The organism is Nonomuraea sp. IBHARD001 (genome assembly GCF_056106265.1).
In genome coordinates this window covers 2,283,718-2,304,061 of the sequence record NZ_JBWBBW010000002.1, presented here as the reverse complement: position 1 = coordinate 2,304,061, position 20,344 = coordinate 2,283,718, and the positions used below count along the sequence as shown (strand labels likewise).

Below are 20,344 nucleotides of genomic sequence, written 5' to 3'. Positions count from 1 at the left end.
GTCACACCTGGTTCCAGACGAGCCGCAGCGCGGCGTTGACGACGAAGAGTCCGGCGAAGATCAGTGCGGGGGTCACGGCCCCCGAGGCGTACAGCAGGGCCGCGGCCCCGCCGAACCAGACGATCTCCAGGGCCGCCCTGGCGAGTCCGGTCAGCGGGAAGAGCGCCCCGTTGGCGGCCCCGAACAGCGCCCACACGGCGATGAACGACGCGACGGCCACGACAGCCGCCAGGACCCGGACCCACCACGCGGCGTCGAGGGTGAAACCCCAATATCCGGCCGAGGCCAGCACACCCAGTTCGAGCAGGAACATCAGCAGCAGGTTCGCGTTCTTCACACCGTTCATGTGAGCAATGCTCTCGCATGAGAGCAGCGATCGTCAAGAGCGGTGCTCTCGATTTGCTACAGTGCTTCCATGAGTGCTAGCCGTACCGCCAGAGAGCGCGTCCGCGCCGAGCTGACCCAGGAGATCACCGACATCGCCCGCAGGCAGCTGGCCACCGACGGCGCGGCGGGACTGTCGCTGCGCGCGGTGGCGCGGGAGATGGGGATGGTCTCCTCCGCGATCTACCGCTACTTCCCCTCGCGCGACGACCTGCTGACCGCGCTGATCATCGACGGGTACAACGCGATCGGCGAGGCCGTGGAGCGGGCCGACGCCTCCGTCGACAGGCACGACCACCTCGGCCGATGGCTGGCGGTCTGCCACGGCCTGCGCGACTGGGCCCTGGCCCACCCGCACGAGTACACGCTGCTGTACGGCTCGCCCGTGCCCGGCTACCAGGCGCCCGTCACCACGGTCGAGGCCGCCATCCGCGACACCGTCGTCTACGGGCGCATCGTCGCCGAGGCGTGGCAGCTGGGCGCGCTCACCGATCCCGGCGGGCCCGTGCCGCCCGCACTGCTGGCCGACGACGCCTCACGGGTACGCGCGATCATGCCGGAGGTGCCAGACGACGTGCTGTTCCGGGCCATGTCGGCCTGGACGGGGCTGTTCGGCTGGCTGTCGTTCGAGCTGTTCGGGCAGTTCAACAATGTCGTCATGGACCGCAGGGCGGCCTTCGACCACGCGATCCGGATCCTGGCCCACCAGGTCGGCCTGACCTGACGGACCACGCGATCCGGATCCCGGCCCACCAGGTCGGCCCGACCCGGACACGACGGAGCCGGGAGGGGCCTCGTCGGCCCGCTCCCGGCTCGGGTGCCGCCCGGGTCAGCGCGTGGCGCGGTTGACCGAGGAGATGATCGCCTTCAGCGAGGCCGTCGTGGTGTTGGCGTCGATGCCGGCGCCCCAGAGCACCTTGCCCTCGACGTCGCACTCGATGTAGGAGGCCGCCTTGGCGTCGGCGCCCGCGCTCATCGCGTGCTCGACGTAGTCCAGCACTCGCACGGTGATCCCGACTCCGGCCAGCGCGTCGCAGAAGGCGGAGATCGGGCCGTTGCCGACGCCCTCGATCTCGCGGATCTCACCGTCGACGCGCACGTCGGCGCTGATGCGGTCCTTCTCGTCGACCGTGGAGACGTGGCGGTGCGCCATCAGGCCCAGCCTGCCCCAGCGGTTGGCCGGGTTGGGGAGGTACTCGTCGGTGAAGACGTCCCACATCTCGGCCGGGGTCACCTCGCCGCCCTGCTCGTCGGTGCGGGCCTGCACCACGCGCGAGAACTCGATCTGCAGCTTGCGCGGCAGGTCCAGCTGGTGGTCGGCCTTCATGATGTAGGCCACGCCGCCCTTGCCCGACTGGCTGTTGACCCTGATGACCGCCTCGTAGGTGCGCCCGATGTCCTTGGGGTCGATCGGCAGGTACGGCACCGCCCAGGTGTGCTGGTCGACCGGCACACCGGCCGCGGCGGCGTCGGCCGCCATGTGGTCGAAGCCCTTCTTGATGGCGTCCTGGTGGGAGCCGGAGAAGGCGGTGTAGACCAGTTCGCCGCCCCACGGGTGGCGCGGGTGCACGGGCAGCTGGTTGCAGTACTCGGTGACGCGGCGGATCTCGTCGATGTCGCTGAGGTCGATCTCGGGGTCGACGCCCTGGGAGAACAGGTTCATGCCGAGCGTGACCAGGCAGACGTTGCCGGTGCGCTCGCCGTTGCCGAACAGGCAGCCCTCGATGCGGTCGGCGCCCGCCTGGTAGCCCAGCTCGGCCGCGGCCACCGCGGTGCCCCGGTCGTTGTGCGGGTGCAGCGACAGCACGATCGAGTCGCGCCTGGCCAGATTGCGGTGCATCCACTCGATCTGGTCGGCGTAGACGTTGGGCGTGGCCATCTCGACCGTCGCGGGCAGGTTGATGATCACCTTGCGCTCGGGCGTGGGCTGCCAGACGTCGTTGACCGCGTCGCACACCTCGACGGCGTAGTCGAGTTCGGTGCCGGTGAAGGACTCGGGGCTGTACTGGAAGCGCACGTCCACGTCACTGGCCTCGGCCAGCTTCTTGACCAGCTTGGCGCCCTCGACCGCGATCGCGGTGATGCCGTCGCGGTCCTGGCCGAACACCACGCGGCGCTGCAACGTCGAGGTCGAGTTGTACAGGTGCACGATGGCCTGCCTGGCGCCCTGGATCGACTCGAAGGTGCGCTCGATCAGCTCGGCCCTGGCCTGGGTCAGCACCTGGATCGTGACGTCGTCGGGGATCCGGCCCTCGTCGATGATCTGCCTGACGAAGTCGAAGTCGGTCTGCGAGGCCGCCGGGAAGCCGACCTCGATCTCCTTGTAGCCCATGGCGACCAGCAGGTCGAACATCTTCAGCTTGCGGTGGGCGTCCATCGGGTCGATCAAGGCCTGGTTGCCGTCACGCAGGTCGACGGCGCACCAGCGCGGCGCCTCGGTGATGACCTTGTCGGGCCAGGTGCGGTCGGCCAGACGTACGGGCGCGTAGGCCTCGTAGCGGTGGAAAGGCATGGAACTGGGCTGCTGAGCGGTCATGGTCGGTGCTCCTCGTCGGTCTCGATCAGAACGGCCGACGCGCATGACTCGCTCCGCGACGAGGGAGCCGGCCTTTAGAGGCCCCCGCCGCGGCAGCTAAGAAGCAGTCCATGCAGCACGCTAAGCACGCTACCAGACGTCTCGCGCCACACCGTGCCCGGTCTCAGATGGTGAGAACAGGCCGGGTTAGAGTCGGCCTCATGCAGGACAACGAGATTTTCACCAGGATCAATGCCCTCGTCGCCGAGGAGCACGAGTTGCGCGACCGGCTGGCGGCGGGCGAGGTCTCATCGGCCGAGGAGAGCGCCAGGGTGAAGGAGCTCGAGGTCGCGCTCGACCAGTGCTGGGATCTGCTGCGCCAGCGCCGGGCCCGTCGCGAGTTCGGCGAGAACCCCGACGTCGCCGACGTGCGCCCGGTGAGCGAGGTCGAGGGGTACCAGCAGTAAAACCGGTTGCACGGGGTGATTGCCTGACGTCATGGACATCGAGCAGGTCGATCTCGACCACCCAGCCGAGCTCGTCGCCGCACTGCACGAGGTGTACGTCGCGGCCAATGCGAGCGATCCCGGCCCGCTGCTGTCGCTGCCGTACTTCTCCGGGCTGCTGACGCACGGCTTCGGCGGCACCAGGCAGGAGCTGTGGGTGACGCGCGCCGCGGGGCGGGTCGTGGGCGGCTACGGGCTGTCGTTCCCGCAGGCGGACAACACCCACACCGCCGAGCTGCGCCCGCTGGTCGTGCATCCGGCCGAGGGGCGGCGCGGTCTGGGCGGCGGGCTGCTCGCCCATGCGGTCGACCGGTTGCGGGCCGACGGCAGGCGGCTGCTCATGGTCGAGACCGACACGACGGGCAGCGGATCGCACTTCGCCCCGAAGCACGGCTTCAAGCCCACCCTGCGTGAGGCCAGACGGGTGCTCCAGGTGCCCTCTCCCCTGCCCGCCGCCGACGTGGCGCCCGGCTACACGCTGGAGCGCTGGGCCGGCCGTACTCCACCTGGGGTGCTGGGCGACCTGGCCGCGCTCACCGGCGCCATGAACGACGCGCCGCAGCAGGAGGGCGTCGAGGACAGGCAGTGGGACCCCTCCAGGATCGAGACCGCGGACGCGGCGGGCGCGGCGATCGGCCTGGGCACCTACATCACCCTGGCCCGCAGGGTCGCCGACGGGCAGGCGGCCGGGTACACCCGCATGGTGGTCGACCCGACGGCCGAAGGCCACTGGGGTCTGCAGGCCGACACGGCGGTCACCCAGGGCCATCGCGGCCACGGTCTCGGCCTGGCGCTGAAGCTGGCCAATCTGGAGTGGACGCTCGCCCACCACCCGGGCGTCACCCGCGTCCTCACCTGGAACGCCGCGTCCAACACACACATGATCGCGGTCAACGAGCGGATGGGCTTCGAGCCGCTCGACGAATGGGAGCAGTGGCAACGCACTGTTTAGTTCTGTCCGATATGATCCCGATTACTCGATCATGATGGGTTGGGAAGCATGTCCGACGCGCTGCAGCAGGTGGGGCCCTACAGCATCGTCAGGCGGCTCGGTGAAGGCGGTATGGGGACCGTCTACCTGGCCACCGACAGGGACGGTCACGAGGTCGCGGTCAAGGTGATCCATCGGGCCCTGGCCCAGGAGGCCGGATTCGCCCGGCGATTCCACCGCGAGGTCGACGCGGCGCACCGGGTGGCGAGGTTCTGCACCGCGCCGCTGCTGGACGCCGACCTCGACGGCGAGCACGCCTATCTCGTCACCGAGTACATCGAGGGGCCCGACCTGCGCACCCGCGTGGAGGAGGGCGGCCCGCTGACCGGGTCGGGACTGGACGGGCTGGCCGTGTCCATGGCCGTCGCGCTGCAGGCCGTCCATGCGGCCGGGATCGTGCACCGCGACCTCAAGCCGTCCAACATCCTGCTCGGCGCGCTGGGGCCCAAGGTGATCGACTTCGGGATCGCCCAGCTGGCCGACCAGTCGGGCATCGTCACGAACGTGGTCACCGGCACGCCCGCCTACATGTCGCCCGAGCAGGCGCAGGGCCTGCCCGTCACCGCCGCCTCCGACGTCTTCTCCTGGGGCGGCGTCGTCCTGTACGCCGCGACGGGCTCGCCGCCGTTCGGCCGGGGGAACGTCGCCGAGGTGGTCTACCGTCTCGTGCACGGCGAGCCGGACCTCAGCGGCATGCAGGGCGCACTGCGTGACCTGGTGGGAAGAGCCCTGGCCAAGGAGCCGGGCGAGCGGCCGTCCGTCGAGGAGATCCTGCGGGAGCTGACCGGCGCCGAGGCAACGCCCGCCCCCAGGCCGGTCTACGTCTGGCGTGACGGCGACGACTCCCAGCCCGGCCAGCTGCCCTTCTACTACGCCGATCCGGCCGTCGCCGTACCCGATCGTGCTCCCGAGCCCGTCGCCGTCGCGCCCCGGCGTGGCCGCAGGGCGCTCGTGCTGCCGGTCGCGGTGGCGGCGTCGGTCGTGGCCACGCTCGGCGCGGGCACCTACGTGCTGCTCGGCCAGGAGCCACCGCCGCCGCCCGCGATGCTCGCCGCCAGCGCCTCCGTGCCCGCGCCCAGCCTGAGCACCGCCGTCGTGGCCGCCGACCTGGCCTTACGCGAGGTCACCCCCGACCCGACCCCGCCCCCGACGGCGAGCACGAGCCCCGTCGTACGGCAGGCCACCCCGGTCGCCAAGCTGGCCGACACCGCGACCACCCGCCAGCCCCAGGAGCTCCAGCCGCAGGAGGAGGAGAAGGCCGAGACCGGCCTGCCCTTCCGCGACAACTTCGCCAAGGCCAAGCGCGGCTGGAAGGCGCCGAAGTGGGCCGACGGCTCCTTCAAGATCTCCGGTGGGCATCTGAAGGTCACCAGCGACGCCGACGTCTACGAACCGGTCCTCGCGCCCCTCCCCTACGAGACGGGCGACGTCACGATCACCACCAAGGTCAGGTTCGACGAGGGCACGGGCAACTACGGCGTCTTCTGCAGAGGCCAGGGCGACAGCTCCAAGCGCTACGAGTTCTCCCTGACCAGCAACGGCAACGCCTACATCACCAAGGTCTACAGCGGCCTCAAGGACCACCCCGAGCACATTCCGGTCTCCGGGTTCGACCCGGGAAGCTGGACCACGCTCCAGGCCAGCTGCAAGGGCGGCGAGAAGTCGGTCAAGCTGACGCTCAAGGTCAACGGCAAGACGGTCGTCAAGCGCACCGACGCCAAGCGCACGATCGCCTACGGGCCGGTCGGCGTGCACACCTACTCGTGGCCCGACCAGGGCGGGCTGAAGGTCAGGTTCGACTCCTTCGAGGTGAAGTAGGTTAAGCGCGCGTTAGATCTCCCGGGCCCGCCCTTGCCGCTCCCCTCTCCTGCGGAAAGGCTGCGGCTGCGCCCGTCCCCCAGGAGGTCTCACCGTGACTGCACCCGCTCCCGCGCGCATGCCGTGGAAGGCCGTGCTCGGCGGCTCTGTCGGCAATCTGGTCGAGTGGTTTGACTGGTTCGTCTATGCGAGCTTCGCCACCTACTTCGCCGCCTCGTTCTTCCCCGAAGGGGACGCCACCGCCCAACTGCTCAACACGGCCGGGATCTTCGCGGTCGGCTTCTTCATGCGACCGGTCGGCGGCTGGCTGCTCGGCCGCTACGCCGACAGGCGCGGGCGCAAGGCGGCGCTCACCTTCACCGTGACGCTGATGTCGGCCAGCGCGCTGCTCATCGCGATCGCACCCACCTACGACAGCGTCGGCTATCTCGGCGCGGCCGTCCTGCTGGTGGCCAGGCTGCTGCAGGGCCTGTCGGTCGGCGGTGAGTACGCCGCCAGCGCCACGTACCTGACCGAGGCCACCCCACCGGGCAGGCGCGGCCTGGCCTCCAGCTTCCAGTACGTCTCGATGACACTCGGCCAACTTCTCGGCCTCGGCCTGCAGATCGTGCTGCAGCGCACGATGTCGGAGCAGGCCCTGCACTCCTACGGCTGGCGCATCCCCTTCCTCGTCGGGGCCGTCGGCGCGGCCGTGGTGTTCTGGCTGCGGCGCAACCTGCTGGAGACCGAGGTGTACGGCGAGGGCGGCGAAGGGCGCGAACGCGGCACGCTGCGGGAGCTGCTGCGGCACAGGCGGGAGTTCGCCCTGGTCATCGCCCTGACCATGGGCGGCACCGTGGCCTACTACACCTACACCACCTATCTCACCAAGTACCTGTCCAACACCGCTGGCCTGCCCAGGCAGACGGCGACGCTGGTCAGCTTCTGCGCGCTGCTGGTGTTCGTGTTCCTGCAGCCGCTGGCCGGAGCGCTGTCGGACCGGATCGGGCGAAGGCCGCTGCTCATCGCGTTCGGCATCGGGTCCACGCTGGGCACGGTGCCGCTGATGACCGCGTTGTCGGGGGTCGACGGGTTCTGGGGGGCGCTGGTGCTGTCGCTGGCCGGGCTGGTGATCATTACCGGCTATACGTCGATCAATGCGGTGGTCAAGGCCGAGCTGTTCCCCACCCAGGTCAGGGCGCTCGGCGTGGCGCTGCCGTACGCGATCGCCAATGCGTTGTTCGGCGGGACGGCCGAGTACGTCGCGCTGTGGTTCAAGGACGCGGGAGTGGAGTCCGGCTTCTATTGGTATGTCGCAGGATGTGGGGCGGTGTCGCTGGTGGTGTACCTGACCATGCGCGAGACGCGGGACCTGCCGCTGTCGCGAACCGAGCAGAGCGCTGCGCCCGTCACGGCCGACGTCTAGCCTGACGCCATGCGTGTTCTGCTGGTCGAGAACGACGACAAGCTCGCCGCTGCCCTGACGACCGCCCTGACGCGGCACGGCCACCGCGTGGAGCGCACCGGTCTCGGGATCGACGCCATGCGGCTGGCCGGATACGTCGACCTCATCCTGCTCGACCTGGGCCTGCCCGACATGGACGGCCTGGAGGCGCTGCGCCGGGTTCGCGAGGTGTCGGCGGTGCCGCTCATCGTGGTCACCCTGCGCCGCCAGGAGCGTGACGTGCTGCGCGGCCTGCGCTCGGGCGCCGACGACTACCTGGTCAAACCGTTCCGCACGGCCGAGCTCATGGCCAGGATGGAGGCCGTCGTCCGTCGCGGCACCCGGCCGATGCCCGCGATCGGGCGCACGGTCGAGACCGGGGACGTGTGCATCGACCTCGGCGCCAGGCAGGTCCTGGTCGCCGATGCCGTCGTCGTGCTGACCAGGCGCGAGTTCGACGTGCTCGCCCTGGTGGCGCGCGAGCCCGGCATGGTGCGCACGCGTGCGGAGATCCTGTCCAAGGTGTGGGGCGACACGCTGCTGTCGGCCTCGCGCTCGCTGGACGTGCACGTGGCCGGGATCAGGGCCAAGACCGGCAGGCCCTGGCTGGTCGAGACGCTGCGCGGCACCGGCTACCGGCTCGGCTCGCCGCCGTGAGGGCCAGGCTGGTCGTCACGTTCACGACGCTGATCTTCTTCCTGGTGGCGGCGCTCGCGGTGCCGCTCGGCGCCTTCTACGCCCAGCATCGGGGCAACCGGCTGCTGCTGGACCGGCGGGCCGACGCCACCAGGTTCGCCGAGCTGGCCGACCAGGCCGTGCACGACGGCGACGGGACCGGCCTCGCCGCCGAGGTCGCACGCTACGCCTGGCTGTACCGTGCGGGCGTACGCGTGCGCTCACGTGACGGCCGGGTCCTGGCCCAGGCCGGGCCGCTCCTGCCCGACGAGCAGGCGACGCGGCTGGCGCTGTCCGGCCGGGTGACCGAGGACCTGCCCGCGATCACTCCCCTTGGCCCCTCGCAGGTTCTCGTCGCCGAGCCCGCCGGGCAGGACGCGCAGATCACCGGGGCCGTCCTGCTGTCGGCGCCGACCTCGGCCGCGCGCACCGACGTGGCGCTGGTGTGGGCGGCGCTGGCACTCGGCGCCTCGGCCGCGCTGGGCTGCGCGGTGGTGGCGGCCAGGCGGCTGGCGCACTGGATCCTGCGTCCGGTGACCGAACTCGACCGCACCACGACGGCGATCGCCTCCGGCCGGATGGACGCGCGTGCGCGCGAGGGCGACGGCGGGCCGTCCGAGCTGCGGCGGCTCGAACAACGCTTCAACGCGATGGCCGACGCCGTCTCCGGCGCGATGGAACGGCAACGCGCCTTCGTCGCCGACGCCTCGCACGAACTGGGCACACCGCTCGCCGTCCTGTCCCTGCGGCTGGAGAACCTGGAGCCACACCTCGTGCCCGGCGGCGGGGCCGAGCACGCCGAGGCGCTGGCCGAGGTCGACAGGCTCGCCGGACTGGTGGCCGATCTGCTGGCCCTGGCCAGGGTGGAGGCGGGCGCGGCGACGGGCGACGTCGACCTGGTCGCCGAGCTCATGCCACGGCTCGACGGCTGGCACGAGGTCTACACCGCCCAGGGCCTCACCCTGCGGGAGTCGCTGCCCGCCGTCCTGCCCGCACGTGCCGTGCCCGACGCCGTGGCCAGGATCGCCGACATCGCCCTGGACAACGCACACAAGTTCGTACCGTACGGCGGGACGGTGGCGCTCTCGCTCACCGAGGAGGCGGGCGAGGCCGTCCTGCGCATCGCCGACGACGGGCCCGGCCTGCCCGAACCCGACCTTTCGTCGGCGCTCGGCCGGTTCTGGCGCTCGGCGGGGCATCACAACATCCCGGGCAGCGGGCTCGGGCTGGCCATCGCCGCCTCACTGGCCGAGGCGTGCGGGGGGTCGCTCGCACTTGAGGCGGGACGGCCTCGCGGGCTGACCGTCGTGTTGAGGCTGCCTCGGGGGTAGCCGGGCTTTCCGCAGCACAGGGTCCGCTCGTGGAGTCGGGTCTAGCCGTACACCCCTCGGTAGTACTCGGCCGCGCCCGGGTGCAAGGGGACGGTGCCGGTGCCGATGGCGTAGCGCCGGTCGAGTCTGCTGCCGGGGGCGTCGGGGGCCTCCAGGCGGTCGCGGCTCTCGAAGAGGACCTCGGTGACGCGCCCGGCGACGTCGGCGGGCAGCGCGGCACGGCACACCAGGTAGCTCGGCGTGCCGATCGTCGCCACCTGGGCGCTCTGGCCGTACGCGCCGACGGGGGTCGACGCGCTCTCGTACACGGGACCGTGCGCCCGGCGCAGTGGCCCCACCAGGTCACCCAGCGGCACCAGGCGTACGGCGGTGCGCCGGGCCAGGGCGGCCACGGCCGGAGTGGGCACGCCGCCCGACCAGAAGAACGCCGCCACCCGCCCGGACACCAGTGCCTTGATCGACGGGTCGAGCCCCAGCCGATGCGTGACGATCGGCTCGGCGAGCCCGGCGGCGGTGAGCACCCGTTCGGCCGTGCGTGCCGTACCCGATCCTTCGGCGCCGACCGAGACCGCGTGCCCGGCCAGGTCGGCGGGCGTGCGCAGGGACGAGGTCGCCGGCGTGAGCAGGTGAACGTAGTTGAGGTACATCCTGGCCAGGGCCGCGACCGGCTGCGGCCCGCGGAAGGGGCCCGCGCCCGCGACGGCGTCTGCGGCGCTGTCGGCCAGGGCGAAGGCCAGGTCGGCCCGGCCGTCGGCGAGCATGGTCAGGTTCTCGACACTCGCGGCCGTGGCGCGCGCCCGCACGGGCAGCCCGCCCCTGCGCAGCTCGGCGGCCAGCCGTTCCCCGAGAATCCCGTAGGGCCCGCCCGGCGGCCCGGTGGCCAGCCGCAACTCGGGCCCCGCGTAGGGCGCCGCCGCACACCCGGCGAGCACGACCGCCGCACCCAGCACCACCCTGCGGGTCACCACCACCCCACCAGGCTAGCCCCGCATCGGAGGCGGCAGGCGTCGATCAGTCGTAGAAGCCCAGGCGGCGTAGCTGCTTGGGGTCGCGTTGCCAGTCCTTGGCCACACTCACGCGCAGGTCGAGATAGACCCGGGTGCCGAGCAGGGCCTCGATCTGCTTGCGCGCACGGGTGCCGACGTCACGCAGCCGCTCGCCCTTGTGCCCGATGATGATCGCCTTCTGCGAGGGCCGCTCGACGAACATGTGCGCGTAGATGTCCAGCAGGTCGTCGCGCCCCTCCCTCGGCAGCATCTCGTCGACGACGACCGCGATCGAGTGCGGCAGCTCGTCCCGCACGCCCTCCAGCGACGCCTCCCTGATCAGCTCGCCGACCAGCACCTGCTCGGGCTCGTCGGTGAGCTGCCCGCCCTCGTAGAGCGGAGGCGAGATCGGCAGGTGCTCGATGAGCAGGTCGCGTACGACGTCGAGCTGGTCGCCCGCCTGCGCCGAGACCGGGACGATGGCCGCGAACTCCGCGATCTGCGAGACCGCGAGAAGCTGCTCGGCGATCTGCTCACGCGAGGCCAGGTCGGTCTTGGTGACGACGGCGACGACCGGCGTCTTCTTCACGGCGGCGAGCTTCTCGGCGATGAACCTGTCGCCCTTGCCGATGGCCTCGTTGGCGGGCACGCAGAAGCCGATCACGTCGACCTCGGTGAGCGTCGACAGCACCAGGCTGTCGAGCCGCTCCCCGAGCAGGGTGCGCGGGCGGTGCAGGCCCGGCGTGTCGACGATGATGAGCTGGGCGTCGGGCCGGTGCACGATGCCGCGGATCACCCGGCGGGTGGTCTGCGGCTTGGACGAGGTGATGGCCACCTTCGTGCCGACCAGGGCGTTCATGAGCGTGGACTTGCCTACGTTGGGCCGACCCACGAAGCAGGCGAATCCGGCGCGGTGGGCAGGCTGATCACTGTCTGGCGAAGTCACGTCTTAAATTGTGACCCATCCGGGCCTGCGCTCGGGCCACGCCACCCCCTCACGCCCGGTCCGCCAGGTGGGCGCGCTGCCAGGCGAACGCGTCCGGCAGCACGTGCGGCGTCCACGACGGCATGCTGAAGTCGCCGATCTCGGCCTCGTGCACGAAGCGCGCATCGGTGATCTCGACCGCGTCCGGGGTGAGTGCGCCGCCGCCGACCGTGCAGGCGTAGACGGTGTTGACATAGGCGACCCGATGGCCGTTGGGGTAGACGGTCCTGAACTCCGGCCCGCCGTAGGCGCCGATCAGCCCTTCGACGGTCACGTCGAGGCCGACCTCCTCCTGGAGTTCGCGCACGACCGCGTCGATCGGGCGTTCGTCCGGGTCGATGCCGCCGCCCGGCGGGGCCCAGCCGCCCCCGTCGGCGTGCTTGGCGATGAGCAGCCTGCCTTCGGCGTCGAAGACGCATCCGGTGACGGCGGGCAGGAGCAGCAGCGCGTCGCCGACGATGGTGCGCAGGTCGGCGAGGTAGGGCGACATGGGCATGTCAGCCGCGCAGCACGCCGTCGGGACCGGCCACGAACAGCTCCTTGGCCCCGAGCTCGCGCACCACCGCCGTGTCCGCCTCGCTCGGCCCTCCGTCGGCCACGACCAGCGCCGCCGCCTCCAGCGATCGCGCACCGCTGGAGACCGCGGTGGCCACGGCGACCTGCACGGCCGACAGGGTGAGCGAGTCGAGTGCCACATTCGTGGCGGCGTAGGTGCGCCCGGTCTCGTCACGCACGGCCGCACCCTGCTCGGCGCCGTTGCGCGCCCTGGCCGAACGGGCCAGCACAATGATCTTGTTGTCCTCGGGGTCGAGCGCCGCAGTCTCAGTCACCCCCCAAGCCTACGGCTCCGCCCAGCCGGAGAATCACCCGAGCCGGGGCACGGCCTCAGGAGGAGGCCTCGCCCACCACGCTCCTGGCCAGCGCCTGCGTCCGGGCCGGGTCCGCCTTGGCCAGCCCCGTGTGCACGACGGACACCAGCCGGTCCCCCGTACGGGCCAGGATGACGTTCACCTCGTACGGATACCCGTTGAGCCGGCCCCGGAGGCGTCGTCCCACGGCCTGCTCGCCCACGCCCTGCACGGCCAGGTCGCTCACCGTGAACTCCGTGCTCGCGCCGGGCGCGCCGGTGCCTGCCGAGACGCACTTGGCCATCGCCTTGCCCAGGTCTTCAAGGTGCCAGGCCGCCTCCTCGCCCGAGTAGGTGGCCAGGCCGACCGCGGCGACCTCGCCGAGCACGTCGCCCTGGTAGCTGGCCGCCGCCGTCGCCTGGAGGGCGCGCAGGGGCGGATGGCCGGTGGCGGGGTCGAGCAGCGCCCTGCAGTCCTTGCCCGCCGGCTTGAAAGGCGCCGTCCAGGCGTCACGCGCCCGCAGCGAGAAGCCGTCGGGCAGGGCGGGCCTGGCCTTGAGGATGCCGCGCAGCGCCACGAGTTCCGCGCTCGCGCCGGCGTCGGCGAATCCGCTCTCGCCCGAGCCGCATCCGGCCAGGTTGCCGGCGAGCAACATCGTGGCCAGAGCCAGGCCGATGGTCCGCAGTCCGCGCGTCATGATCTCCCCCGATGATCGCTCACGCCGATGACGTACCTGCCCGGCCACCGAATACGGCAATCCACCACAGTCGCCAATAGTCCGTTAAGACGACACATCAGTGACAGAAAGCGCTAAGAGTTCGAGAGAACCCCAGAAAGCACTTAGGGCCCGCGTCGCCGGGCAAAACACCCGGTAAACGCGAGCCCTGAAGTCAAGCAACGCCACGATCGGCTAGCAGATCGGACGCCGCTTCCCCCCCAAGCCGTCACCCTTTCGCCGCGAACCCCTCCCGGCGATCGGGTGACTTCTTCGGTGGCACCCACCGCACCGGGTGCCATGTCTCAAGGATGCACGGACCCGCTTGCAAAGCACTTGTAGAACGCTTGCGTGATTCGCGGCTTTTCGCCAATCGAGTGGCAATTGCAGCACATGGAGTGATCAGTCCTGGTCTGCGGCTATCGGTTCCTCGTCGGACTCGGCCCTCGGCGGGGTCACCCTGCGCACCACGACCGTGCTGATCCGGTTGCGCCGTCCGGCCAGGCTCTCGGCCGTGAGGGACAGGCCCTGGACCACGGCCGTCGACCCGGCGATCGGCACCCGGCCGAGCGCGTGGGCCAGCAGGCCGCCGACGGTCTCGACGTCGTCGACCTCGATCTCCAGGTCGAACAGCTCGCCGAGCTCGCTCACCGGCATCCTCGCTGTCACCCTGACCGAGCCGTCGCCCTGCCATTCGACGCGCGGCGCCTCCTGGTCGTACTCGTCGGCGATCTCTCCGACGATCTCCTCGAGGACGTCCTCGATCGTGACCAGACCGGCGGTGCCGCCGTACTCGTCGATGACGATCGCCTGGTGGATCTGGCGGGCCTGCATCTCGCGCAGGAGCTGGTCGATCGGCTTGCTCTCCGGCACGTAGGTCGCCGGGCGCATGAGCGAGTCGACGCGGGCGCCCATGCCGTCCTCGCCCGAGTCCTGGGCGCGCAGCACGATGTCCTTGAGGTAGGCGATGCCGATGACGTCGTCCTCGTTCTCGCCGACCACGGGGATACGGGAGAAGCCGCTGCGCAGGGCCAGCGAGAGCGCCTGCTCCAGCGTCTTGCCGCGCTCGATGAAGACCATGTCGGTGCGCGGCACCATGACCTCGCGCACGAGCGTGTCGCCGAGCTCGAACACCGAGTGGATCATCTCCCGCTCGTCCGGCTCGATCACCCTGCGTTCCTCGGCCAGGTCGACCAGGTCGCGCAGCTCGGCCTCCGAGGTGAAGGGCCCTTCGCGGAAACCCTTGCCCGGCGTCACGGCATTGCCGAGCAGGATGAGCAGCTTGGGCAGCGGCCCGAAGATACGGGTCAGCCCGTAGACGACGGGCGCGCTGGCCAGGGCGATGGGCTCGGCGTGCTGACGGCCGAGGGTACGCGGCGAGACGCCGACGATGACATAGCTCACCACGACCATGACGCCCGCGGCTGCGGCATAGGCCCAGCCCTGGTCGCCCAGCAGGTCGATGAAGAGCAGGGTGGCGATCACCGTGGCGACCAGCTCGCAGGTCAGCCTGAGCAGGAGCAGCAGGTTGAGGTAGCGGGGCGGGTCGGCGACGATGAGCTGCAGGTGCCGGGCGCCGCGTCTGCCCTCGCGGGCGAACTCCTCGGCGCGCACCCTGGAGATGCGCGTGAGAGCGGTCTCCGCACTAGCGATCAGGCCGCCGATCACCACGAGGACGACGGCCGAGGGCAACCAGGGACTCACCGCTGGGTGCGCACCTCCTGCCACGCCTTGAGCAGCTCGCCCTGCAGCCCGAACATCTCCTTGTGCTCCTCGGGCTCGGCATGGTCGTAGCCGAGCAGGTGCAGGATGCCGTGGGTGCAGAGCAGTTCGAGCTCGTCCTGGGTGCTGTGGCCCGCCTCCTTGGCCTGGCGGGCGGCGACGGCGGGACAGAGCACGACGTCGCCGACCAGGGCGGGGTCGGCGGGCGCGTCGGACTCGCCCCGCGCGCCGCCTCCCGGCCTGATCTCGTCCATGGGGAAGGCCAGCACGTCGGTGGGGCCGGGCTCGCCCATCCACTTCTCGTGCAGGTCCGCCATCGCCTCCTCGTCGACCACCAGGATCGACATCTCGGCGAGCGGGTTGATGCCCATCTCGCCGAGCACGAACGTGGCGAGCTCGGCCAGCATGGCCTCGTCGACCGCGACGCCCGACTCGTTGGCCACTTCGACGCTCATCGGCGGCCTCCGGTGCCTCGCCTGATCGGCTTGGGCTCCAGCTCCTGCTGGGCGTCGAAGCGCCCGTAGGCGTCGACGATGTCGCCGACCAGGCGGTGCCGCACGACGTCGGCGCTGGTCAGCTGGGAGAAGTGGATGTCGGGGATGCCTTCGAGGATGTCCTGGACGACGCGCAGGCCGCTCTGGGTGCCGCTCGGCAGGTCGATCTGGGTCACGTCGCCGGTCACGACGATCTTGGAGTTGAAGCCGAGCCTGGTCAGGAACATCTTCATCTGCTCGGGCGAGGTGTTCTGCGCCTCGTCGAGGATGATGAAGGCGTCGTTGAGCGTGCGCCCTCGCATGTAGGCCAGCGGGGCCACCTCGATCGTGCCCGCCGCGGTCAGCTTGGGTATCGAGTCGGGGTCGACCATGTCGTGCAGCGCGTCGTAGAGCGGGCGCAGATAGGGGTCGATCTTCTCGTAGAGCGTGCCCGGCAGGAAGCCGAGACGCTCGCCCGCCTCCACGGCCGGACGCGTCAGGATGATGCGGTTGACGTCCTTGTTCTGCAGGGCGCGCACCGCCTTGGCCATGGCCAGATACGTCTTGCCGGTGCCGGCCGGGCCGATGCCGAAGACGATGGTGTGCTTGTCGATCGCGTCGACATAGCGCTTCTGGTTGGCCGTCTTGGGCCGGATCGTGCGTCCCCGCGAGGAGACGATGTCGAGGGAGAGCACCTCGGCGGGCCGGTCGGAGGCCATGCGAAGCATCGCGATGACCCGCTCGACGGAGTCGGGGCTCAGCTCGGTGCCGTTGCCGAGCAGCTCGACCAGCTCCTCGAAGACGCGCACGACGGCGCTGCTCTCCTCGGGGCTGCCGGTGATGGTGATCTCGTTGCCACGGACGTGGATGTCGGCGCGATAGGCGCTCTCGATCACCTTCAGCAACTCGTCACGCGAGCCGAGGAGGGTGACCATCGGGTATCCGTCCGGGATGACCACCTTGGCCTGGGTACGCGAAGGCGGTGCGGTGCGGCGGGAATCGTGTGGCTCGGACATGGGCAGGCCTGGGGCCTGATGCCTCCGGTCTCGTCTTGAGGTCTTCCTGCGTCCATGGTAGCCGGGCCGACCGACACAACTCCTCTGGATATCGGCCGCGCCCACCGCGCCCGGGACTCAGCCGGGAGGCCAGGTCAGCGAGCGTCCGCCGAGCACGTGGGCGTGCACGTGGAAGACGGTCTGCCCCGCCCCTTCGCCGGTGTTGAACACGATCCGGTAGCCGCCGCCCGCCACACCGTCGAGCTCGGCCACGGCGTGCGCGGCCTTGAGCACGGCGTCGGCCAGGCCGTCGTCGGCCGCCGCGAGCGCCGCCGCGTCGGCGTGGTGCGCCTTGGGTATCACGAGCACATGCGTGGGCGCCTGCGGGTTGATGTCGCGAAAGGCGAGAACCCGGTCGGTCTCGTGGACGATGTCGGCCGGGATCTCCTTGGCCACGATCCTGCAGAAGAGACAGTCGGTCACCCGGGCACCCTATCGGGACGGCGTTCGCCGCCTCCATCTCCCGCCTCTCTCCATGACCTCAAACCCCGCCAAAGAGACGGCATGTAAGACAGCACTCAAACATTCCGCGTATCAAGGACCATGTTGCCAATCGGTAATGCATCCTCAGATGCAAGCAAAGATCCCCCCGGTTAGGGTGTGTGTGCGACACTTCACCGAAAAACCAGACAACTCAGGGTCGGGCGAGGCCACCTGGCGAGGACACGACTGGGTCATGCCCCCTAAGGAACCGGAAGAGCGTAAACCCTCTGGCAAGGCTACGCGTCCCACTGATGTGACCACCGAAACCCTTCTGGCCGACAGGTCGCTGGGGGCGGTGCAAGTCGGGTGGGACGCCGATATGGCTGTTACTGCGCTTTACAGTGCGCACTTTCGGTCATTGGTGCGTCTCGCTGTGTTGCTAGTACGTGACATAGCAACTGCGGAGGAAGTCGTGCAAGACGCGTTCGTCGCCATCCATGGCGCCTGGCGTCGGCTTCGCGACCCCGACAAAGCACTGGCCTACCTGCGGCAATCTGTCGTCAACCGGTCTCGTTCCGTGCTGCGTCACCGCGCGGTAGTCGAGAAGTACGCACCCAAGGGCCTTCCTGACGCCCCGAGCGCCGAGAACGGCGCCATCGGCGAGCTCGAGCGCTCGGCCGTCATCGAGGCGCTCAGGACCCTGCCGACGCGCCAGAGAGAGGCCCTCGTCCTTCGTTACTACGGTGACCTGTCCGAGGCGGAGATCGCCAACGCGATGGGGATCAGCAAGGGCGCAGTCAAGAGCCATACCGCACGGGGGATGGCCGCACTGCGTTCCGTACTGGAGAAGATCTCATGACCTATCCCTCTGACGAGCACGGCGACATCCTGCGCCGTGTGCTCCGCGCGGAGGCGGACGCGGTTGTGCCCTCTCCCGAAGGGCTGGGGATCATCCGCGCCCGCATCGAGCGTCGCGGCCTGCGGGGGTTGTTTTGGTGGCGGGCCGCCGCAGCGGCCGCCGGTGCGGTAGTCGTCGCGGCCACGATCGTGATGGCCGTCCCGCAACTGCGCGAGAACATCGTCAGGATCGCACCCGCCGACCAAGGCACCTCCGAGACGCCCAAGGAGAAGTCGGCCACGCACAAGCCGCCGCCTCCCAGCAGGCAGGCGCCCAAGCCGAGCGACCCGGCGATCGTGGCGCCCCTGCAGACGAGCAAGGCTCCCGAGCCGGGCGCGACCAGCGAGTCCACGACCCGTCCCGCGCCCAAGCCGACGCCCAAGCCCACGCCGTCCTGCCCGACGGACGAGCTGCCGCAGATCGAGCCCGATCCGCCGCTCGCCCCCGAGTGCCCGGCCGCCCCGACGCCCACGCCTTCGGAGTCCCTGGTCGACCCGCGCGGCGGCTGCCCCGCCGACGAGTGCCCGGCCGAGGACCCGACCCCCGACCCCTCGGAGATCGCCACCCCGATCCTGACCGGCGGCTGACCCCGCCGCCGCACCGCCGGACCGGGCCTACCAGCGCCCGGTGCGCGCCAGCAGTACGGCCGCCGCCGCCACACCCGCCGTCGACGTGCGCAGGACCGTGTCGCCCAGCAGCGTCGCCACGCCTCCGGCCGAGGCGAACGCGGTGAGCTCGTCGTCGGCGATGCCTCCCTCGGGCCCCACGACGAGCACGACGTCGCCCTGTCCGGGGCCGGGCAGCGGCACGCCCGACAGGCCCGTGCTCGCCTCCTCGTGCAGGACGAGGCCGAGCCCGGCGCCCTTGAGCAGGGTCGCCACCTGGGCGGTGCTCGCCGGTTCGTACACGTGCAGGGCGTGAAAGCGCCTGGCCTGCTTACCGGCCTCACGCGCGGCGGCACGCCACTTGGCCAGCGACCTGGCCGCGCGCTCGCCCTTCCACTGGGTGACGCAGCGCGAGGCCGACCAGGGCACGACGGCGTCGACGCCCACCTCGGTCATCATCTCCACCGCGAGCTCGCCACGCTCGCCCTTGGGCAGCCCCTGGACCACCACCAGCCGGGGCGACGGCGGCGCCACCTCACGCCTGCCGACGACCTCCAGCTCCAGCCCGTCCTTGGCCGCCGTGCGCACCACGCACTCGGCGACCGCTCCCGCCCCGTCGGTCACGTCGAGCCGCTCGCCCGCCCGCATCCGGCGTACGGCGGCGGCGTGCCTGCCCTCGGGCCCGCCCAGGACGAACACCTCGGACGCGAACTGCGCCCGCTCGGCCAGAAACACAGGAACGCTCACGCCGACCCCCACCAGACCCGATGCGACAACCACGAAGAAACGACGATGGGCGACTCCCCCGCCCACCCGGCAGGGGCGTCACCCATGGATCGAAAGGTACTCAGCGCCCGTTGAAGGCGTCTCTGAGGCGCGAGAAGAAGCCCTGCTGCCCGGGTGCGAACTTGCCGGGCGGGCGCTCCTCGCCGCGCAGCACCGACAGCTGGCGCAGCAGCTCCTCCTGCTCGGCGTCCAGGCGCGCGGGCGTCTCCACATTGACGTGGATCAGCAGGTCGCCCCTGCTGGTGTCGGTGAGGCGCTGCACGCCCCGGCCGTACATGGAGATGACCTGGCCGGACTGGGTGCCGGGACGCACGTCGATCTCCTCGGAGCCGTCGAGGGTCTCGACGGTGAGGATGGTGCCGAGCGCGGCGGCGGTCATCGGGATCTGGACCGTGCAGTGCAGGTCGTCGCCACGGCGCTCGAAGATCTCGTGCGGGCGTTCGACGATCTCAAGGAACAGGTCGCCGGGCGGTCCGCCGCCGGGGCCGACCTCGCCCTCGCCCGCGAGCTGGATGTGGGTGCCGTCCTCGACGCCCGCGGGGATGCGGACCTTGATCGTGCGACGGGTGCGCACCCGGCCCTCGCCCGAGCACTCCAGGCAGGGGTGACGGATGATCGAGCCGAAGCCGTTGCACTGGGGGCAGGGGCGCGAGGTCATGACCTGGCCCAGGAAGGACCGGGTGACCTGCTGGATCTCGCCCCGGCCCTGACACATGTCGCAGGTGTCGGGGTGGGTGCCCGCGGCGGCTCCGACGCCCTGGCAGACCTCGCAGGTCACGGCCGTGTCGACCTGGAGCTCACGCGTGCAGCCGAAAGCGGTCTCGTTCAGGTCGAGTTCGAGCCTGATCGTGTTGTTGCGGCCTCGCCTGGCCCTGGAACGCGGGCCCCTGGTGCCACCGGCCGCGCCGAAGAAGGCGTCCATGATGTCGCTGAAGGGGAAGCCCGCACCGAATCCTCCCGCGCCCGCACCGGAGCCGCCGAAGGGGTCGCCGCCCATGTCGTACATCTGCCGCTTGCTGGGATCGGACAGGACCTCGTAGGCCTGGGTGATCTCCTTGAACCGCTCCTGGGTCGCAGGGTCGGGGTTCACATCGGGGTGCAGCTCGCGAGCCAGTCGCCGGTACGCCTTCTTGATGTCGTCCGGACTGGCGTCACGACGCACCCCGAGGGTGCCGTAGTAGTCGCTGTTTGCCACTTATCGCCCT

General features: G+C 70.7%; 22 protein-coding genes. 9 read left to right on the top strand and 13 right to left on the bottom strand.

What is annotated here, in order from left to right:
- Position 1: 1 nt before the first annotated feature.
- Positions 2-346 (bottom strand): YrdB family protein, encoded by a 345-nt coding sequence (locus ACTWNK_RS12680; protein WP_474304110.1) that lies wholly within the window; start codon positions 344-346, stop codon positions 2-4.
- Positions 347-415: 69 nt separating this feature from the next.
- Here ACTWNK_RS12680 and ACTWNK_RS12675 point away from each other — a divergent pair, with 69 nt between their 5' ends.
- Positions 416-1,108 (top strand): TetR/AcrR family transcriptional regulator, encoded by a 693-nt coding sequence (locus ACTWNK_RS12675; RefSeq protein WP_474304109.1) that lies wholly within the window; start codon positions 416-418, stop codon positions 1,106-1,108.
- A gap of 105 nt (positions 1,109-1,213) precedes the next feature.
- Here ACTWNK_RS12675 and leuA read toward each other — a convergent pair whose 3' ends face one another.
- Positions 1,214-2,920 (bottom strand): 2-isopropylmalate synthase, encoded by a 1,707-nt coding sequence (leuA, locus tag ACTWNK_RS12670; RefSeq protein WP_474304108.1) that lies wholly within the window; start codon positions 2,918-2,920, stop codon positions 1,214-1,216.
- A 200-nt stretch (positions 2,921-3,120) separates the two neighbouring features.
- Here leuA and ACTWNK_RS12665 point away from each other — a divergent pair, with 200 nt between their 5' ends.
- The 6 genes from ACTWNK_RS12665 (at position 3,121) to ACTWNK_RS12640 (ending at position 9,643) form a co-directional block, all read left to right on the top strand.
- Complete coding sequence (locus ACTWNK_RS12665) at positions 3,121-3,366, top strand: DUF2630 family protein (protein WP_474304107.1); 246 nt, start codon at positions 3,121-3,123, stop codon at positions 3,364-3,366.
- 31 nt (positions 3,367-3,397) lie between these two features.
- Positions 3,398-4,357, top strand: a complete 960-nt coding sequence (locus ACTWNK_RS12660; protein ID WP_474304106.1) for a GNAT family N-acetyltransferase — start codon at positions 3,398-3,400, stop codon at positions 4,355-4,357.
- Between the two features lie 48 nt (positions 4,358-4,405).
- The gene (locus ACTWNK_RS12655; RefSeq protein ID WP_474304105.1) at positions 4,406-6,214 is read left to right on the top strand and encodes a serine/threonine protein kinase; all 1,809 of its coding nucleotides are present in this window, start codon (positions 4,406-4,408) and stop codon (positions 6,212-6,214) included.
- A gap of 94 nt (positions 6,215-6,308) precedes the next feature.
- A complete protein-coding gene (locus ACTWNK_RS12650) occupies positions 6,309-7,619 on the top strand; it encodes an MFS transporter (RefSeq protein ID WP_474304104.1) in 1,311 nt (436 codons plus the stop codon).
- A gap of 9 nt (positions 7,620-7,628) precedes the next feature.
- On the top strand, positions 7,629-8,294 hold the full coding sequence (locus ACTWNK_RS12645; protein WP_474304103.1) for a response regulator transcription factor: 666 nt from the start codon (positions 7,629-7,631) through the stop codon (positions 8,292-8,294).
- Positions 8,291-9,643 carry a sensor histidine kinase gene (locus ACTWNK_RS12640; protein WP_474304102.1) on the top strand — a complete coding sequence of 451 codons (1,353 nt, stop codon included), beginning with the start codon at positions 8,291-8,293 and terminating at the stop codon, positions 9,641-9,643. Before ACTWNK_RS12645 ends, ACTWNK_RS12640 begins: the two co-directional genes overlap by 4 nt.
- A gap of 41 nt (positions 9,644-9,684) precedes the next feature.
- Here the strand turns inward: ACTWNK_RS12640 and ACTWNK_RS12635 are convergent, their stop codons facing one another.
- The 9 genes from ACTWNK_RS12635 to ACTWNK_RS12595 form a co-directional block, all read right to left on the bottom strand.
- Positions 9,685-10,614 (bottom strand): TAXI family TRAP transporter solute-binding subunit, encoded by a 930-nt coding sequence (locus ACTWNK_RS12635; RefSeq protein ID WP_474304101.1) that lies wholly within the window; start codon positions 10,612-10,614, stop codon positions 9,685-9,687.
- A 40-nt stretch (positions 10,615-10,654) separates the two neighbouring features.
- Positions 10,655-11,575 carry a GTPase Era gene (era, locus tag ACTWNK_RS12630; protein ID WP_474304100.1) on the bottom strand — a complete coding sequence of 307 codons (921 nt, stop codon included), beginning with the start codon at positions 11,573-11,575 and terminating at the stop codon, positions 10,655-10,657.
- Between the two features lie 49 nt (positions 11,576-11,624).
- On the bottom strand, positions 11,625-12,104 hold the full coding sequence (locus tag ACTWNK_RS12625) for an NUDIX domain-containing protein (RefSeq protein WP_474304099.1): 480 nt from the start codon (positions 12,102-12,104) through the stop codon (positions 11,625-11,627).
- Between the two features lie 7 nt (positions 12,105-12,111).
- Positions 12,112-12,444, bottom strand: coding sequence for a cytidine deaminase (locus ACTWNK_RS12620; protein ID WP_474304098.1), 333 nt, complete (start codon positions 12,442-12,444; stop codon positions 12,112-12,114).
- A gap of 55 nt (positions 12,445-12,499) precedes the next feature.
- On the bottom strand, positions 12,500-13,159 hold the full coding sequence (locus tag ACTWNK_RS12615) for a hypothetical protein (protein WP_474304097.1): 660 nt from the start codon (positions 13,157-13,159) through the stop codon (positions 12,500-12,502).
- A 420-nt stretch (positions 13,160-13,579) separates the two neighbouring features.
- Positions 13,580-14,881: a hemolysin family protein gene (locus ACTWNK_RS12610; RefSeq protein WP_474304096.1), complete on the bottom strand. Its 1,302-nt coding sequence runs from the start codon at positions 14,879-14,881 to the stop codon at positions 13,580-13,582.
- On the bottom strand, positions 14,878-15,354 hold the full coding sequence (gene ybeY / locus ACTWNK_RS12605; RefSeq protein WP_474304095.1) for an rRNA maturation RNase YbeY: 477 nt from the start codon (positions 15,352-15,354) through the stop codon (positions 14,878-14,880). Before ybeY ends, ACTWNK_RS12610 begins: the two co-directional genes overlap by 4 nt.
- Positions 15,351-16,388: a PhoH family protein gene (locus tag ACTWNK_RS12600; RefSeq protein ID WP_474304094.1), complete on the bottom strand. Its 1,038-nt coding sequence runs from the start codon at positions 16,386-16,388 to the stop codon at positions 15,351-15,353. Before ACTWNK_RS12600 ends, ybeY begins: the two co-directional genes overlap by 4 nt.
- A 117-nt stretch (positions 16,389-16,505) precedes the next feature.
- Entirely contained in the window at positions 16,506-16,850 is a 345-nt protein-coding gene (locus tag ACTWNK_RS12595) for a histidine triad nucleotide-binding protein (RefSeq protein ID WP_474304093.1), read from the bottom strand.
- Between the two features lie 379 nt (positions 16,851-17,229).
- On the opposite strand from ACTWNK_RS12595, the gene ACTWNK_RS12590 reads away from it, so the two are divergent.
- On the top strand, positions 17,230-17,709 hold the full coding sequence (locus ACTWNK_RS12590) for a SigE family RNA polymerase sigma factor (RefSeq protein ID WP_474310899.1): 480 nt from the start codon (positions 17,230-17,232) through the stop codon (positions 17,707-17,709).
- A complete protein-coding gene (locus ACTWNK_RS12585) occupies positions 17,706-18,335 on the top strand; it encodes a hypothetical protein (protein WP_474304092.1) in 630 nt (209 codons plus the stop codon). The genes ACTWNK_RS12590 and ACTWNK_RS12585 overlap by 4 nt, the downstream gene beginning before the upstream one ends.
- A 27-nt stretch (positions 18,336-18,362) precedes the next feature.
- Here the strand turns inward: ACTWNK_RS12585 and ACTWNK_RS12580 are convergent, their stop codons facing one another.
- Both ACTWNK_RS12580 and dnaJ read right to left on the bottom strand, forming a co-directional pair.
- Entirely contained in the window at positions 18,363-19,100 is a 738-nt protein-coding gene (locus ACTWNK_RS12580) for a 16S rRNA (uracil(1498)-N(3))-methyltransferase (RefSeq protein ID WP_474304091.1), read from the bottom strand.
- Between the two features lie 100 nt (positions 19,101-19,200).
- Positions 19,201-20,334, bottom strand: a complete 1,134-nt coding sequence (gene dnaJ, locus ACTWNK_RS12575) for a molecular chaperone DnaJ (protein ID WP_474304090.1) — start codon at positions 20,332-20,334, stop codon at positions 19,201-19,203.
- Positions 20,335-20,344: the final 10 nt, after the last annotated feature.

Coding starts and splice junctions, on each gene's coding strand:
- ACTWNK_RS12680 (WP_474304110.1), bottom strand. CDS start 346: ATGAACGGTGTGAAGAACGCGAACCTGCTGCTGATGTTCCTGCTCGAA.
- ACTWNK_RS12675 (WP_474304109.1), top strand. CDS start 416: ATGAGTGCTAGCCGTACCGCCAGAGAGCGCGTCCGCGCCGAGCTGACC.
- leuA (WP_474304108.1), bottom strand. CDS start 2,920: ATGACCGCTCAGCAGCCCAGTTCCATGCCTTTCCACCGCTACGAGGCC.
- ACTWNK_RS12665 (WP_474304107.1), top strand. CDS start 3,121: ATGCAGGACAACGAGATTTTCACCAGGATCAATGCCCTCGTCGCCGAG.
- ACTWNK_RS12660 (WP_474304106.1), top strand. CDS start 3,398: ATGGACATCGAGCAGGTCGATCTCGACCACCCAGCCGAGCTCGTCGCC.
- ACTWNK_RS12655 (WP_474304105.1), top strand. CDS start 4,406: ATGTCCGACGCGCTGCAGCAGGTGGGGCCCTACAGCATCGTCAGGCGG.
- ACTWNK_RS12645 (WP_474304103.1), top strand. CDS start 7,629: ATGCGTGTTCTGCTGGTCGAGAACGACGACAAGCTCGCCGCTGCCCTG.
- ACTWNK_RS12625 (WP_474304099.1), bottom strand. CDS start 12,104: ATGTCGCCCTACCTCGCCGACCTGCGCACCATCGTCGGCGACGCGCTG.
- ACTWNK_RS12615 (WP_474304097.1), bottom strand. CDS start 13,159: ATGACGCGCGGACTGCGGACCATCGGCCTGGCTCTGGCCACGATGTTG.
- ybeY (WP_474304095.1), bottom strand. CDS start 15,354: ATGAGCGTCGAAGTGGCCAACGAGTCGGGCGTCGCGGTCGACGAGGCC.
- ACTWNK_RS12600 (WP_474304094.1), bottom strand. CDS start 16,388: ATGTCCGAGCCACACGATTCCCGCCGCACCGCACCGCCTTCGCGTACC.
- ACTWNK_RS12590 (WP_474310899.1), top strand. CDS start 17,230: ATGGCTGTTACTGCGCTTTACAGTGCGCACTTTCGGTCATTGGTGCGT.
- ACTWNK_RS12585 (WP_474304092.1), top strand. CDS start 17,706: ATGACCTATCCCTCTGACGAGCACGGCGACATCCTGCGCCGTGTGCTC.